This is a genomic window from Burkholderia sp. JKS000303 (assembly GCF_002563755.1).
Taxonomy (GTDB): Bacteria; Pseudomonadota; Gammaproteobacteria; order Burkholderiales; family Burkholderiaceae; genus Burkholderia; species Burkholderia anthina_B.
The window spans coordinates 745,205-759,522 of the sequence record NZ_PDBZ01000002.1 but is presented as its reverse complement, the minus strand read 5'-3'; the positions used below and the strand labels follow the sequence as shown (position 1 = coordinate 759,522).

The window sequence follows — 14,318 nt, the reverse complement described above, 5'->3', positions numbered from 1 at the left end:
AAAACGTCCGAAGTAGGCTCGGCATGGCCGGGGGAATTACCGCCGGCCTTGCTGCTTCCTCGACTGCGTTGCACTCAACCGATGTAAGCGTATGCGTTTGCTCGAGCATCATGCAATGCATGGTGCTCACCACCGCGTCGTGCGAAGTACTCAGCTTGCCGCCGAGCATCGACCTGGCCGCGGATATCCTTGAGCGTCCAACCCTCGGGGAACGGGTCATCCAACAGCGATCGCAACAGGTCTAGGTCCATCTGGAGTTCGTAGCAAAGCACCGGCCTGGAGGTTGGCGGGATAGCCACGATCCAAGCCCGCAGAGCCTGACGCAGTTGATCGAACGCCATCGCGCGCCCCCGGAATCGACCCAACTGCGGCAGCACCACGGCTCGAACGAAGTTACTACAGCGCGTTGCATCGTAGTCCGTGCATTCGCCGTAGAATTCAGCCCCGTTCTCCCCGACGATGGCGAGACTAATGAGTTGGGGTGCCTCGAAATCCGTGAACTCGATATCGATGAAGAAACGGTTTCCCCAACTGCTGCGGTCGTTTGACGGCACCGACCAGATCGGTCCGTCGTGAAAGCGAGTGTTCGTCATCGCTACTCACCTCGAGCATCGAGGCACATAACCCCTGCATACCCTTCCACGTCTCTTCGAGAGTTCGAACTACGCGCAGAGCCTGTCCATCCAACAACGCAAGCTGTCGCGGTCATTGTGGCGGGCCCGAGCGCGACCGGCGCGCTTGCCACACTCGCCTTCCTCGTGCATATCGCGTAGCGAAACCACTCGGCACTGAAAACTTTCGGCCGGTCACCGTCGTGAACTGCGTCACCGTCAGCAACGTGCGATCGTCCGCGCCAAGTTCGGTCGCTCCGACCCGAATCTCGCTCAGAGGATCCAGATACCAATCATCGACCTGACGCGCGCGGCGCGTGCTCACGACTGCCGCTCCACGCAGCACATTACTGCCGTCGAGAAACTGCTTCAGCGATGCCGCGCCGGACGTGAGATCCGTCCAGATCACGCAGGGAATCCCCCGTGCTCGCTTTTCAGACACCCGTAGAACCAGTAAGTCGCCGGGTGTCCACTGTTCCATCACAGCCCACACAGCTGCACCGGCCATCGCCGACTGTAGCGGTAGACGGTTCCCATCCTGAATCAAAAACATATGCCTTGCAGCTAGAGAAACTGGCCGCGCCCGAGAAAATGGGTCGTAAATGCCGTGGCCAAACGAGCATCATACCGCGACCATCATTGAATGCAAAGGGTATCTGCCAAACGGGACGACGCAGGACATCTGGCCGCGATTGGCGCGGCGGTCCGTGCTCGTCGGCTGGAGTTTGGCGTCTCGCAGGAAGCGCTTGCCCTTCTCACCGGAATCGATCGAAGTCACATGGGCCGCATCGAAAGAGGCCAGCGCAATTTGACCATCCTCAACCTCATCCGAATCGCTGGCGCTCTGAATATTTCGCCATCAAAGCTTCTGAAAAGCTCTGGTCTATAAGGTAGTAGTGTTTGGCGTGCAAGGCCAATCTTTGTCGCGCTAGCGTACACAGTGATTGCGGACTTGCGACTCCGCCAACTCACAGATGAAGAAGGCCGCGATAAGCAACTCAATCGCCGTCGGCGCGACATCACCGACTCTACTCGAATAAAGAGCTTGCTTACATCAACGAGACACGCATCCACTCGAGTCACGCCGCTAAATAGTCGTGACCCGATGTCCAGGAAGTTTCCTAGCGCAAACCGCTCGTCGACAATCTGAAATGAAGATTACATGGCGTCGGTCGATTTAGGTGGCGCCGGACTGGGGAGGGTGTATGCTGAAAAATCATCAGGAGAACTTTATGACTCCCCACGACGTAATCACTGTTTTCGAACAACTGAATGCCGAAGGAAGAGCGATGGTCGACCTCGACCACGCCTGCACAGGCTTTGCTGGATGGCTGGCCGGAACATGGGATACATTGGGCGAGGGCGACATCGCCCTGCTGACGTCCATCGGTGCGACTCTGTATCGGGAAGGGTACGCGCGGCGATACTAGGCGAGTTCAAGGGCCAGAGGTGAAAGATGCGGCCGTTCCTGCCGGCGGCTTGCTGCTGCGAGCGGAGATGATGAACAACGATGCTGACATGGTAGCCCTTGAGTTTCAAGGTCGGCTGCGGCGCCAGAAATGAAACGCCCCGCTTGGACGCATTCCATCAATAGGAAGTCGTCTGCAGTAGAGTTGCCGTAATCTACCGGGGGGGGGGCTGTAACTCAGGACACGTGGACACCTTGAGGTTGACGACACAGCAGTACGCCTGGACTGAATAGCATCACAGAAGAAGAACACCATCAACATGGGATAAGAGTAAGCCCTCATCGCGCACAGCGGGACGCCAACAGGGCCTCACATGACGTGCCGCTACATCGGCGGCGGATTGCCCATATGGAACGGCTCTCCCCATTGCGAATCCGCCACCGCAGGCCAATAGTCCTTGTCGAATCCGGATGCGTTCTTCATCCGTTCTTCTGTTACGTCGAGCCGGAAGCATTTCTTGTCGGTATCGAGGGTGAACGCGCTCCACGGCACCGCAAATAGTTTGTCGCCTATCCCGAGGAAACCGCCACACGACAGCACGGCGTACGCGATCCGGCCGCTGCCAACGTAGAGCATGATGTCTACGACCTTCCCGATATCCTTACCATCGGATGATAAAACCTTGTCGCCGGTCAGCGTGGTAGCAGCCATGACATCAGGACCGGGCCCGCCCGTGGTGGTTGCGCGACCGATGATGCGGGCGCCGCTGCCGTTGCTCGCCAGTGGATTGCTGCTGGAAACAAGTGCCATGATCTGCTCCGGTGTTCATTGCGCGGAATACCGGCGAGCGTCGCCGGCCAACGTGACGGTGCGAAGCCCGCGCCGATTCGGCGCTGTTTCGAGCAAGCGCGCAACGCGCCTCGCCTGCAATCGGCCGCCGTCATGCGGGCCGAAAGACATGCTCGATTCGAGAGTTTAGTGCTGACATGCGTGCTGGTTTCTGGACATGCTCAGCCTGGGTCGTTGCCGTATCGCACTACGCTTCGCTTCCGGCAGTACCTGCTCCGAGCTCGTCGCCCCGGCTTCCCTTGCTATCTACGAGATGACATCTGAAGCGCGGTGTATGAACAACGCGCATCGAGATGCCCTGGCGAGGGTGTCCGGCGCTGCGTGCGTTCTGTCGACGCGCCGGGCATGCGACTGGAGAACACATACGAACTGTCGCGGCATGCGGCCCAATCAGGTCAAACTACCCTATATTCGAGCAGTCAGGGAGTCAGTACGCTGGCACACCCATGAGGGAACAGCTGTGATGCGGTCACATCGCGGGATGCGGCCGCCAATCGCCTTTTGCGGCATCGGAGTGGTCTCAAGCGTCGGTTGAAAATAGCATGCAGATCTCCTCCCCAACACGGGCATCGGCAATGGTGCAGGCGCCGCCTCCCTCCGCATCCCCCGTCTCTGGGCCAAACAGGCAGCCAGTGCTTCGGTATTCATGTCGACGCTCTCCCATGCAATCTCTCATGCCAACCTTCGAGGCCGGGCCTAGTCGTCGATCCGGATGCCAATCGATCCGTCTGAGTGCATGTGAAGTCTAGTGTCGTGTGAACGATCCTTCTGTCCGCTACCGCGCCAAGCGTTCGACCTTGCTCGCGGCACACGGCAGCGGAGCGTGGCCGGCCATCTAAATTACTGGCGGTATGGTCGGTTCCAGCGAAATGCCGTCGGGCCCCGTGACGAGCATGCGGAGAATTTGCTGCAGTTGCAGCGCGCATCGGCGTGCGTCCTCGGGCGCATTCGCATCAATCGCCTCGAAAAGGCTCACGAATGCAATGAGGAAGGAGTCGGAGACGGGCGTTTCGCGTTCACGCTCGCGCAGATAGGCGCTGTAGCTGAAGACGCACTTGATGAACTCGACCTGATGAGCAGCAAATTCGTCATCGTCCAACGAGGGCGGCACAACGACGAGAGCACTGTCGGACAACGAGAGGGGAAGACGGATGTAGGACGGGTGATCACTCATGCAGGGTCTCGTGAAATGCACGAGCGCGGCGTGAATGCCCGGAGCACGGACGCTATTTCACGACGGAAGGCGCCTATGCTATAAGTGTCATTTGGATTTGACATGCCAACTCTCACCGTATTCTTTCATTGGTCCGGTTTGTTGTCAAATCCATTTGACAACAAACCTGGCTATCAAACCATGCGATTTGATTGGAGTGAGCTGTTCGATGAACTGAAGCGCGAAGGGCAGTTCGGCAGCGACGCGCAACTGGCCGACAGCCTGGGGCTTACGCGCGCGCAAATCTCGGCATGGCGCAACGGCAAGAGTGATCTCGGCATTCTGACCAAGATCAAGATCCTGGATGCGTTGGGCCACGACACGCTGCGCACGTCGCTGTCGAGCTTGCTCCCCGAGAAAAACCGGGAGGCCCAGGCGGCGCAGCATGCGAGGCTCCTCGCGCGTATCGACAGAGTCAGATCGGGTGCGGCCGTCGCATCGGTGGAGCCCGAGGACTCGCCCCATTCTGCCGCGGCCATGAACGATCTGCTTACCGAACTACCGCGGGACGAGCTCAAGCGCATCGAGCCGCATTTGTCGTGGGTTACGCTACCGCTCGGGCATGTCGTGTACGAATCAGGCGATCACCTGAGCCATGTCTATCTACCCACGACCGCGATCATTTCGATGCTGTATGTCATGGAAAACGGCTCTTCCGCGGAGATAGCCGTAGTCGGGCGCGACGGGTTGTTGGGCGTCGCGTTATTCATGGGCGGCGAAACAATGCCGAACCGGGCCATCGTCCAGAGCGCGGGCGAAGCCTTTCGCCTGAGCGGAAAGGTCGTAAAGGACGAATTCGCGCGTGGAGGCGCGTTGCAGCGCCTCTTCCTACGCTACACGCAGGCGCTTATCACCCAGATGGCACAGACGGCCGTCTGCAATCGTCACCACTCCATCGCGCAGCAATTCTGCCGGTGGCTGCTGCTAAGTCTCGACCGCCTGGATTCGCACAACGTAAGGATGACGCAAGAACTGATTGCCGACATGCTCGGCGTGCGCAGGGCTAGCGTGACTGAAACCGCGAAGCGGTTGCAGGAAGAAGGCATTATCCGGTATTCGCGCGGGCTGATCGAAGTCGTCGACCGCAATGCCCTCGAGCGGCGCGTGTGCGAATGCTACATGGTGGTCAAGAAGGAAAGCGACCGGCTGTTGTTGGCCAAGTAGAATGCTTGTGGCCGAACCGCCCTGCCATTGACATTGCATGGGCTCCATACGAATGGCCGGCAAGGTCCGCTCGTCGCTCTTCATGAGTCAACTTGCTTGCTGCGCCTCTCGCCGTCCTCTCGAAATCGTCCGCCTGGACAGCATGCCAGCAATGGCCTGTTGCCTTGGCGTGAGCCAGCCGAGGATCGTGTCGCGCATCCGGCTTACGTCTGCATCGATACAACGTCAATCGACGCCGCGCGAATCGTCGTTGCGCACGCTCGCTTGCTGCGGCCTGTCGCCGCTGCTCGATTGCGGGTACCGGACGATCCTCGAGAAGAAGTCCGTGCGCTCCGTCGGCAATCTCGGTTTTTCGAATTCTCGTCGGGTTGTGGAGCCATCGATTCGCGGCGCACCTGAAACGCTGTGGCATATGCCAGGCTGACTCGATGCGCGGCACCGGTTCGAGCACTGCGTCGGCCTGATCGCGCCAACGGGTGGCGCGTCGATCTGAGTACCGGGTACAAATGCCAGGCGGCGGGACTGCCGGGCCCTGCATGTCGGCGCAGCTCGCGAATTGCCGACACCAATGCCCTCCGCAACTACACTAACCCGATACGCAGCAAAGCTGCTTGTCTCACGGGGGTGTCAGAATTTCCGTGTTCAAGGCGGGTTGAGATTCACACGGATGGTCGAACGAATCGATCCTCGTAGAGGATAGCGAACTGGTTCATCGCCGTCTTCCAGTCATGAGCAGCACGCCCCCAATCGGCAGTGATGTTGCGCAGTGCCAGCCAGATGAGCTTGGTGGCCGCCTCGTCGGTCGGGAAGTGCCCTCGGGTCTTGATGATCTTGCGCAGTTGCGAGTTGATGTTCTCGATGGCGTTCGTAACCGGCATGATACAGCCGGTGCCTCGCGTTCCCGCGCCGATCGGTTTGAGCGTATGGTGTGACCATCCGGGACATGGGGCACTGGGGAGCACTTCGGGTGGGCAGGCCGTTCCTATACGATGAGCCGCGAGCTCGTGTTAGTAGTTGGCCGCCCCTGCGACCCGCCCGGTTGCGCTGCGAGCGCGAATCCGTAGTTGTCGTGCTGTCCCACCGGCTCCCAACAGTGATCTGAAGCGGGAGACGGTTATGCGAATCGTAGGGTTAGATGTGTCGCGCTCCGTGGCCGAGATCGCATACCTGGAGGATGGCACACTGCATGCAGGCGGCCGCACCGGGTTGCGGCGCGACGAACTGGAGCGCTTTGCGGTAAAGCTGCGTTCCACCGATCATGTGGTACTCGAAGCGACTGGCAATACCACTGCCATCGTCAACGTCTTGCGCCCGCATGTCACGCGTGTAGCGATTGCCAATCCGCTGCAGGTTCGGCTGATCGCCGAAGCGCGCGTCAAGACGGACAAGATCGATGCGGCCGTACTGGCGCAGCTGTATGCGAGCGGTTTTCTGCCGGAAGTATGGATGCCGGACGAGCGCACGCTGGCATTGCGTCGGCAGATCGCGCGTCGCTCGCAGTTGGTGCGGCAACGTACACGACTGAAGAACGAGATTCACGCGGTCCTGATTGCACATCTGATCGAGCGGTGTCCCGCCACCGATCTGTTTGGCAAGAAGGGGCGTGCCCGGCTCGGCGTTCAACCGCTGCCGCTGGATGAACGACTTGGCGTCGAGCAGCGACTGCGTGAACTGGACCGCCTCGGCGAGGATCTGCATGAGGTGGAGCAAGCACTCGCGCAAGCGACCATCGACGACGCGCGATTGCGCGTGATGCTGACGATCACCGGCGTCAACACCACGGTGGCGATCGGACTGCTATCGGCCATCGGCGACATCAAGCGGTTTCCGAATCCGGAGAAGCTGGTGAGCTACTTCGGGCTCAATCCGTCGGTCTATCAATCCGGTCCAACACCGGCCAGGCACGGCCACACCACCAAGCGCGGCCGTTCTTATGCGCGGGCGATGCTCGTCGAAGCTGCCTGGGGCGCCACGCAGGCGCCTGGGCCACTGCGCGCCTTCTTCCTGCGTGTGCGCGATCGCCGCGGCCAACAAGTTGTCGCCGTTGCGACTGCTCGCAAACTAGCGGTGATCGTATGGTATGTGCTGACACGCGACGAGCCGTTCGCGTGGGACCGTCCCGCGTTGACCGCACACAAGTTGCGCGCGCTGGAACTGCAGGCTGGAATGCCGGCACTGCATGGCTCGCGCAAAGGTTCAGCTGCCGCCTACAGTCTGAAGAGTGTTCGGCAGCAAGAGCGAGCTGTGGCGGAGCAGTCCGAGCGAACGTATCAGCGGTTGTTTAACCGATGGAAGCAGTCGCGCCCCAAATCGGACAGTGCCGTGATTCGGTGGCCGGAGACGCGAGTGTAGAGAACGAGCAAAGTCCGCTACGGCGGGGCTTGTGAATTTCATCCGTAGTGTAGATAACCTTGCGAACCGCCGGCGGAAACGCGAAGAACGGAATCACACGATCCCAGGCGTTGCGCCATGCAGCGCTGACCGTCGGGAATCTCTGGCCCCATGGCCCGTTGGCAAAGGCATCGAGTTCTGCCTGAGCCGCTTCGGCGCTGGGCGCGGTGTAGATCGGCCGAATCACGGCGGCTAATCCTCGACGGTCTTTCCAACTGGCGTAATCGAGGCTGTTGCGGATCAGGTGAACGATGCAGGTCTGCAGCGTGGTCGCGGGAAACACCGCAGCCAGTGCCTCGGGCATGCCTTTGAGGCCGTCGGTCACGGCGACCAGGATGTCGTGGACGCCGCGTGTCTTGAGATCGTTGAACACCTTCATCCAGAACTTGGCGCCTTCGGTGCCTTCGATCCACAAGCCGAGGATATCGCGCGTGCCGTCGGGCAGAACGCCCAATGCGAGGTAGATCGCCTTGTTGCGCACCACGGCGTCTTCGCGGATCTTGACCCGCAGCGCGTCAAAGAACACCACCGGATACATCGGCTCAAGCGGCCGGGCTTGCCAGGCGGTCACTTCGGCCATGACCTCGTCGGTCACCGAGCTGATGAAATCGGGTGAGACTTCGGTGCCGTATTGTTCCTTCAGAAACCCCTGGATCTCGCGCACGGTCATGCCCCGGGCATACATGGCGACGATCTTGTCGTCGAAGCCCGTGAAGCATCCCTCGTGTTTGGGAATCAGCAGCGGCTCGAAGCTGCCGTCGCGGTCGCGAGGCACCTCGATACGGATCGGGCCGTCCTCGGTCAGGACTGTCTTGGCGCCCGAACCATTGCGCTGGTTGGTCACGGCGCCCGGCTTGGCAGCGCCTGGCGGGTAGCCGAGATGGTGACTCATCTCGCCGCCCAGCGCCCGCTCGATCAGCGCCTTCTTGAGGGCCAGCGTCGCAGCATTGATCGCATCGGCTGTCATCGGGCCGTTGCCGAATTGCTCAAGCAACTCGGCGGGAATGGTCGGCAGGTCTACCGGCTTGGCTTTCGGTTTGCGAGGCATACATCCTCCTTCGGAGCATCATATGCCTTGAACACGAAGTTACTGACAGGCCCTGTCACACCAGCGTCAGCCGGCGCGCCAGAGGCGCTCAATGTGCGGTAGCCTTGCTCGCTCGACGCTCCAGCATGAGAAGGACCGCGATGAGGCTGACGAGATGCGCGCGCTCCTCCGGAACCAAGCCATCGCGCTCCAGAATCGATTCCAGCCGCGCTTTCCAGATGGCCAATGGAGCCGGCTCCCCGAGCGTAACGCGCGCGATGAGCCGCTCAAGAGAACACAGGTCTCTCTCGATTTCCGTGTTGCCCATGGAAGCACCCCGTTCGTCACCTGGATCGAAGAACAGCCTATGGCACCGGATCGCATCGCTCTACCCTCTACCGTACATTGGGCACGTATTTCTCCATACGCTTCAGATGCGCGCGGGTGGCTAGATGCAATAGTCGAACGCGGTGCCATGCTAGCCCCCGAACGGAGAGGACTCGCAGCAAGACGGGTCGCCCGGCATGTCGCCGTCCAGGCACGCCCGCCGGAGAACGCGGCCAGGCCTATATTGGGAGCGGCTTTCAATAGATCGTCGGTCGGAGCCGAAACACATGGCGTAACGGCAACCCTCTTTGCGCGACGGTACCCGAAGCGAACCCTCCGCAGAGCATGCGAACGAGTCCTTCTACAACAGGCGGCACGCAATCGGATGAAAAGCAAGCGTCCGGCACCGAACAGACATGCGGCACGAATAACCGCATTGGTGAGAGGCGGGTCGGCTCTGTCAGTCAGACCGTCCGCCACACCTCGACTCCCTGCCGAATCCTCCAGGAGATCCCAGATGAAAACACCTGCACCGTTATTAATGCTCGCGCTCATTCTCGGCCCCACGTTAGCCGGAATCGCCCCAGCTGCGGCCGACGGCGGCCTCCCCCCGATGCAGCACATCGACCAGGTTACCTATTTGTCCGGCGGCATTGGACTCGATCAATCGATCGCCATCAAGGGCGTCATGCGCGACTATGCTCTCGTGCTCACCTTCGTGCGCCGCACCCGAGGCGCGAACGAATATTTGTCCGACGTACTGGTGACCATCACGGATATGAAAGGAAATACGGTTCTGGAGACTCCGTCCGATGGCCCGTTCATGCTGGCCATTCTGAGAAACGGACGTTATGTGATCAACGCCAGCCACAACGGCCGATCCGAACGATACATCGTGGACATTTCGGCATCCCATCATGCGCGTCATACATTCATCTGGTTCACGTAGGCATCGGAACCCGCTCTTCTTCACACAGGCAGCTGTCGGTGCAACGGCATCTTGAGCTGGTACGGCCACATTTATCCGCCCGGCACGGCGCCCCGTTGTAATCGCCGATGAAGCGGCAATCCGCACTGCGAGTGCGCCACGGCAAACAATCCGCATCGTCGAATGCCTGCATCGTCGGCTTCACATCGCGTCCGCGTCACGCGCCCGCGCTTGAAACGCTTCGACCTTTCCATTCGAGTCGGTTCGACACCCAGACCTGAATTGATTGGCGCGCACTCCGTACGCTTACGTACCGCGTCGATCGTTCATTGCCGGTACCGTGTAAAGCATGCCGGATATTCGTCACGACGCCGCGCCAGACTGCGAACCGCATGAATGAGCGGGATCGGCACGAATCGCCCTTCGTCCACGGGCGAGTGACTGGACGCCACCGCACGGCACGCGATTCCGCCGGATCATCGGCATGCCGCGCATCGATCTGAAGAGAACATCATGTTACGAAGCACCAAGGCATTGCACGGAAGTGCGGTCCGCGCAAAGGACGGCGACATCGGACACGTCAACCAAGCCTACTTTGACAACGACTGGTGCATCCGTTACCTCGTCGTCAAGACGGAGGACTGGCTGCACGAGAGGCAGGTGCTCATCTCGCCCTACTGCATCAAGCATACCGACTCCCGGTCCAGCACGCTGCATGTCGACCTCACGCGCCAGCAAGTGGGAGACAGCCCGGATCTGGACACACACAACCCGGTATCCCGCCAACACGAGATCGAATACCTGAGCTACTACCATTATCCGCGCTACTGGGATGGCCCGAACCGGTGGGGCATGGATGCATGCCCTACGTCCCGTTCTGGCACCCTGTCGCGAGAACTCGAGGCCGGTAATCCGCTCCCTCCCCTCACAATGCCCGCCGATGTGCCGGCCGATGCGCCGACGGATACGCATCTGCACGGCACCTGCAGCGTCAGGGGCTATCGGCTCGAAGCCACGGCCGGACGCATCGGCCGCGTGTCTGACTTCGTCTACGACGATGAAGCCTGGGTGATCCGCTACCTCGCAATCAGTACGCGGAACTGGTGGTTGACCAACAAGGAATTCCTGATCGCGACGCACTGGCTCGACCGGGTGAACTGGGCCACGGAAACGGTATCCACTGCACTCAACCGCGACTCGATTCGCCGGAGTCCCGAATACGACGATTCGCAGCCCGTCTACCGAAGCGACGAGATTGCGCTGCATCTGTTTTACGGCAAGCATGGCTACTGGCTGAATGCCGAATCGTCCACTGCCCACGAGACGCTTTGATGCCGCCAGCATGATCCCCTGCGGCACTCGGGCTCGTCCATGCCGAACGCTTTATCGGTTCGTATCGGAAAAGTTACGTGTCCGCGTTCATGCCCGTCATCTCGGCCGCGCAATTCATCGAACGGGTCAATCCGCGCCTGCCGTTGCATCACGCGTTTAAGGCCGGGAATTTTCCGTCAACCGCGCAGTGAAATATCGGTTCCATATCGAGCGCGCGTGATTGCGCGCACCTTGATGAGACATGTGCCGACACTATAATTTTTGAAGGCAGATCCGTATTCGAACGGTCATTCCGAACTCATCGAAAAAAGGACGCATTGGCGCCGCCATCCCGTCCGGTCGTGGGATCGGTAAAGTATGATGGTTGTCTCGTCCCGCTGATTCCCGCTGCGCCCATATCGGCCGGATTCTCCATCATCTGCCGGGCGCGAGCGCAGGAGCCACGCATGCTGGACAACCCGCCCATTACCGAAAATCACCTGCTTGCCGCACTGCCGGAAAACGAACGCGCTCACCTCGCCCCCCACCTGACCCTTGTCGACATGCCGTTGGGAAACGTGCTGTACGAGTCGGGCGGCCAGATGCATCACGTCTATTTTCCGACCACGTCGATCGTGTCGCTGCTGTATGTGATGGAGGATGGCTCATCCGCTGAAATCGCGATCGTCGGCCATGAGGGCATGATCGGCGTGTCGCTGTTCATGGGCGGCGAAACGACGCCGAGCCGCGCCGTCGTGCAAAGCGCGGGGCAGGCCTACCGGCTCGACGCGCGTATCCTGAAAGAAGAATTCCGGCGCGGCAATGCGATGCAGCGCCTGTTGTTGCGCTATACCCAGGCGCTCATCACGCAGATGGCCCAGACCGCGGTGTGCAACCGGCATCACTCGATCGACCAGCAACTTTGCCGCTGGCTGCTGCTCAGCCTCGACCGCCTGCCTTCGAACCAGCTGCGCATGACGCAGGAACTGATCGCCAACATGCTGGGCGTGCGCAGGTCGGGCGTGACCGAAGCGGCATTGAAGCTGCAGGACGCGGGCCTCATCCGCTACAACTACGGCCATATCGAGGTGCTGGATCGCCCTGGGCTCGAAAAACGCGTGTGCGAATGCTACAGCGTGGTCAAACGCGAATTCGATCGCCTGCTTCCCGATCTGAAGCGACTCTAGCCGCTACTACGCCGCATCGTACCGGCCTTTCCCGCACGTGCCCCTGGCGCCACGCGAAGGCGTGGAAGCGACCCGATATCTCCGTGACATCGTCTCATCCGGCTACCCTGTATACCGGGAACATCGGCGCGCCATCGCCACGATCGTTACTTCCGCGATCAGCGATATCGCTGAATACCGGCGACGACTCGATGGATCGCGGTCACGCAGGGCGCGGCCCCGCGCCGCGCCGTGCAACCCGCGCTAACGGTGCTTGACGTGCGACACCTTCCGGTGATGCTTTCGATGGGCCGGGCGGGAAATCATCCTGGTGACACCGCCGACCGACGGTGGATCGCTGGCGGGGAATGTCCCCTCGACTGCCTCGTCGACATTGCGTTCGCTCTTGCCGCCGTTCGTATGCTGCTCTCGATACCTGCTGCGCATAACCGCCTCCGTGGCGCTGAGTGTCGGACGAGGCTGGCCGCTTCGACTGACCGGCGTATCGACGGCCAGTCAGCGTGGAATCCCGCCGATTACGACCCCAGCATAGGCCCGATTTGAAAATGCCGCTGGACGCGGATCGCGAGCCACCGCGAAGCGCCGCGCATCGGGAGACGAGCCACGCGCACCGGCAAACCGTCCGGCATCGGACAGACTGAGCCACGCGTCCCGCGCATACCTAAGCTACCGCGCCGAATTTTCCGTCGACCGAGTGAGTCGCGGCACGTCGACTCCTTCAGAAATTTCATCAGGATCCGCCATGACACCCGCTCGCCTCGCCGCCCCCCGAAAGATTGGCTACGCGTTCTCCCTGGCGGCGACAGTCGCCCTCGGCGCAGCCGTCTTCCCCCAACTCTCGAAGGCCGCCGGACCCGCACCGGATCGGTCACCGCCCCACGTCATGACCGTGGCCGCACAAAAGTCGGTCGACGGGCGCATCAAGAGCCTGCACCAGCGACTTGGCATCACACCCGGCCAGGAATCCCTGTGGCAGCCAGTCGCGCAGGCGATGCGGGACAACGCGAAAGCGATGGAAACGCTCAGGAAGATCCGTAGCGATCATGCGAGCAGCATGAGCGCGATGGACGATCTCCACTCCTATGGCGATGTCGCCAACGTGCACGCCGATGGCGTCAAAAAGCTGACCACGGCATTTCAGCCGCTGTACGACAGCATGTCCAATACGCAAAAGCAGAACGCGGATGCGATTTTCCGTGGCAACGACCACCACCTGATCAAGAAACAATAGTTCCGGACCGTCCGCCGATACCGGCTGTCGATGGCAGTCACTGACCAGCGGATTCCGGATCCGTACACAGGAGAACATGATGGACGTTTCTATCGGACATGCACGTCGAACCACAATGGCGGCGAGATCGGGCATGCGACTCGTCGGCCTGATAGTCGCGATCGGCTGCCTTTTCGCCGCACCGCCGTTGCATGCGGAGAGAATGAATCACGGTTTGGACCAGGGCAATCACGCGCGCATGACACATCAGGATGGTCGTCACTACGGCCATTACCGGAACGGTGGCCACGACGGTTATGACGGCGACGAGGAGTATGCGTATGGCGCGCCTCCGATGGTTTACGCGCCGGTACCGGCACCGGGCATCTCGCTGTTCATGCCGCTGCGGCTGCGCTGAGACACGAACCGAATCCGGCAGCCTCGGTCGCCCGGCAGCCCGTCGACGTGTTGATCCTAACTGCTTCGCGATCCTGACGACGAAGACCGAGAGAATGTTCCGCGACATATCGGGAAGGACGGGCCGCCGCCGGATGGATCACCCCCGTGCTCGAGCGGCTGCATGCTTTGTACGGTTTCGTACCGCATCGGCCATTCAGCGCGTGTAGCGTTTCAACCATGCCGGCCATCCGAGGGGATGCGATCGGCAGGAATTGCTCCGCATCGGCGGACG

15 protein-coding genes and 2 pseudogenes are annotated in these 14,318 nt (G+C 60.7%); 10 read left to right on the top strand and 7 right to left on the bottom strand.

Annotated features, from left to right (window positions below):
- Nucleotides 1–74 precede the first annotated feature (74 nt).
- Nucleotides 75–593, bottom strand: coding sequence for a 3'-5' exoribonuclease (locus tag BX604_RS25390; RefSeq protein WP_098553561.1), 519 nt, complete (start codon nucleotides 591–593; stop codon nucleotides 75–77).
- 661 nt (nucleotides 594–1,254) lie between these two features.
- On the opposite strand from BX604_RS25390, the gene BX604_RS25380 reads away from it, so the two are divergent.
- Together BX604_RS25380 and BX604_RS25375 are read left to right on the top strand one after the other, a co-directional pair.
- Complete coding sequence (locus BX604_RS25380; RefSeq protein WP_098553559.1) at nucleotides 1,255–1,500, top strand: helix-turn-helix domain-containing protein; 246 nt, start codon at nucleotides 1,255–1,257, stop codon at nucleotides 1,498–1,500.
- Between the two features lie 316 nt (nucleotides 1,501–1,816).
- On the top strand, nucleotides 1,817–2,041 hold the full coding sequence (locus tag BX604_RS25375; RefSeq protein WP_373562436.1) for a hypothetical protein: 225 nt from the start codon (nucleotides 1,817–1,819) through the stop codon (nucleotides 2,039–2,041).
- Between the two features lie 363 nt (nucleotides 2,042–2,404).
- Here BX604_RS25375 and BX604_RS25370 read toward each other — a convergent pair whose 3' ends face one another.
- Entirely contained in the window at nucleotides 2,405–2,830 is a 426-nt protein-coding gene (locus BX604_RS25370; protein ID WP_098553558.1) for a PRC-barrel domain-containing protein, read from the bottom strand.
- Between the two features lie 874 nt (nucleotides 2,831–3,704).
- A complete protein-coding gene (locus BX604_RS25365; protein ID WP_098553557.1) occupies nucleotides 3,705–4,043 on the bottom strand; it encodes a hypothetical protein in 339 nt (112 codons plus the stop codon).
- Between the two features lie 516 nt (nucleotides 4,044–4,559).
- Here BX604_RS25365 and BX604_RS25360 point away from each other — a divergent pair.
- Both BX604_RS25360 and BX604_RS38590 read left to right on the top strand, forming a co-directional pair.
- Nucleotides 4,560–5,246 (top strand): Crp/Fnr family transcriptional regulator, encoded by a 687-nt coding sequence (locus BX604_RS25360; protein ID WP_098554043.1) that lies wholly within the window; start codon nucleotides 4,560–4,562, stop codon nucleotides 5,244–5,246.
- Between the two features lie 52 nt (nucleotides 5,247–5,298).
- Nucleotides 5,299–5,670: a hypothetical protein gene (locus BX604_RS38590; protein WP_143748109.1), complete on the top strand. Its 372-nt coding sequence runs from the start codon at nucleotides 5,299–5,301 to the stop codon at nucleotides 5,668–5,670.
- 235 nt (nucleotides 5,671–5,905) lie between these two features.
- Here BX604_RS38590 and BX604_RS25355 read toward each other — a convergent pair.
- Nucleotides 5,906–6,127: pseudogene (locus BX604_RS25355) on the bottom strand (transposase); the annotation flags it as partial.
- A gap of 235 nt (nucleotides 6,128–6,362) precedes the next feature.
- Between BX604_RS25355 and BX604_RS25345 the strand changes: the two are divergent.
- Nucleotides 6,363–7,598, top strand: a complete 1,236-nt coding sequence (locus tag BX604_RS25345) for an IS110 family transposase (RefSeq protein WP_098553556.1) — start codon at nucleotides 6,363–6,365, stop codon at nucleotides 7,596–7,598.
- 34 nt (nucleotides 7,599–7,632) lie between these two features.
- Here BX604_RS25345 and BX604_RS25340 read toward each other — a convergent pair.
- Together BX604_RS25340 and BX604_RS25335 are read right to left on the bottom strand one after the other, a co-directional pair.
- Nucleotides 7,633–8,685, bottom strand: a pseudogene (locus tag BX604_RS25340) (IS256 family transposase); the annotation flags it as partial.
- Between the two features lie 88 nt (nucleotides 8,686–8,773).
- Entirely contained in the window at nucleotides 8,774–8,992 is a 219-nt protein-coding gene (locus BX604_RS25335; RefSeq protein ID WP_098553554.1) for a hypothetical protein, read from the bottom strand.
- A gap of 516 nt (nucleotides 8,993–9,508) precedes the next feature.
- Between BX604_RS25335 and BX604_RS25330 the strand changes: the two genes are divergently transcribed.
- The 3 genes from BX604_RS25330 (at nucleotide 9,509) to BX604_RS25320 (ending at nucleotide 12,417) form a co-directional block, all read left to right on the top strand.
- Entirely contained in the window at nucleotides 9,509–9,940 is a 432-nt protein-coding gene (locus BX604_RS25330; RefSeq protein ID WP_257146422.1) for a carboxypeptidase regulatory-like domain-containing protein, read from the top strand.
- Between the two features lie 492 nt (nucleotides 9,941–10,432).
- Complete coding sequence (locus BX604_RS25325) at nucleotides 10,433–11,251, top strand: PRC-barrel domain-containing protein (RefSeq protein ID WP_098553552.1); 819 nt, start codon at nucleotides 10,433–10,435, stop codon at nucleotides 11,249–11,251.
- A 446-nt stretch (nucleotides 11,252–11,697) separates the two neighbouring features.
- The gene (locus BX604_RS25320) at nucleotides 11,698–12,417 is read left to right on the top strand and encodes a Crp/Fnr family transcriptional regulator (RefSeq protein ID WP_012328517.1); all 720 of its coding nucleotides are present in this window, start codon (nucleotides 11,698–11,700) and stop codon (nucleotides 12,415–12,417) included.
- Nucleotides 12,418–12,660: 243 nt separating this feature from the next.
- Here BX604_RS25320 and BX604_RS39925 read toward each other — a convergent pair whose 3' ends face one another.
- Nucleotides 12,661–12,843: a hypothetical protein gene (locus BX604_RS39925; RefSeq protein WP_098553551.1), complete on the bottom strand. Its 183-nt coding sequence runs from the start codon at nucleotides 12,841–12,843 to the stop codon at nucleotides 12,661–12,663.
- A 316-nt stretch (nucleotides 12,844–13,159) separates the two neighbouring features.
- On the opposite strand from BX604_RS39925, the gene BX604_RS25310 reads away from it, so the two are divergent.
- Complete coding sequence (locus tag BX604_RS25310) at nucleotides 13,160–13,648, top strand: Spy/CpxP family protein refolding chaperone (protein ID WP_098553550.1); 489 nt, start codon at nucleotides 13,160–13,162, stop codon at nucleotides 13,646–13,648.
- 79 nt (nucleotides 13,649–13,727) lie between these two features.
- Nucleotides 13,728–14,045 (top strand): hypothetical protein, encoded by a 318-nt coding sequence (locus tag BX604_RS25305; RefSeq protein ID WP_098554042.1) that lies wholly within the window; start codon nucleotides 13,728–13,730, stop codon nucleotides 14,043–14,045.
- The last annotated feature ends 273 nt before the right edge of the window (nucleotides 14,046–14,318 follow it).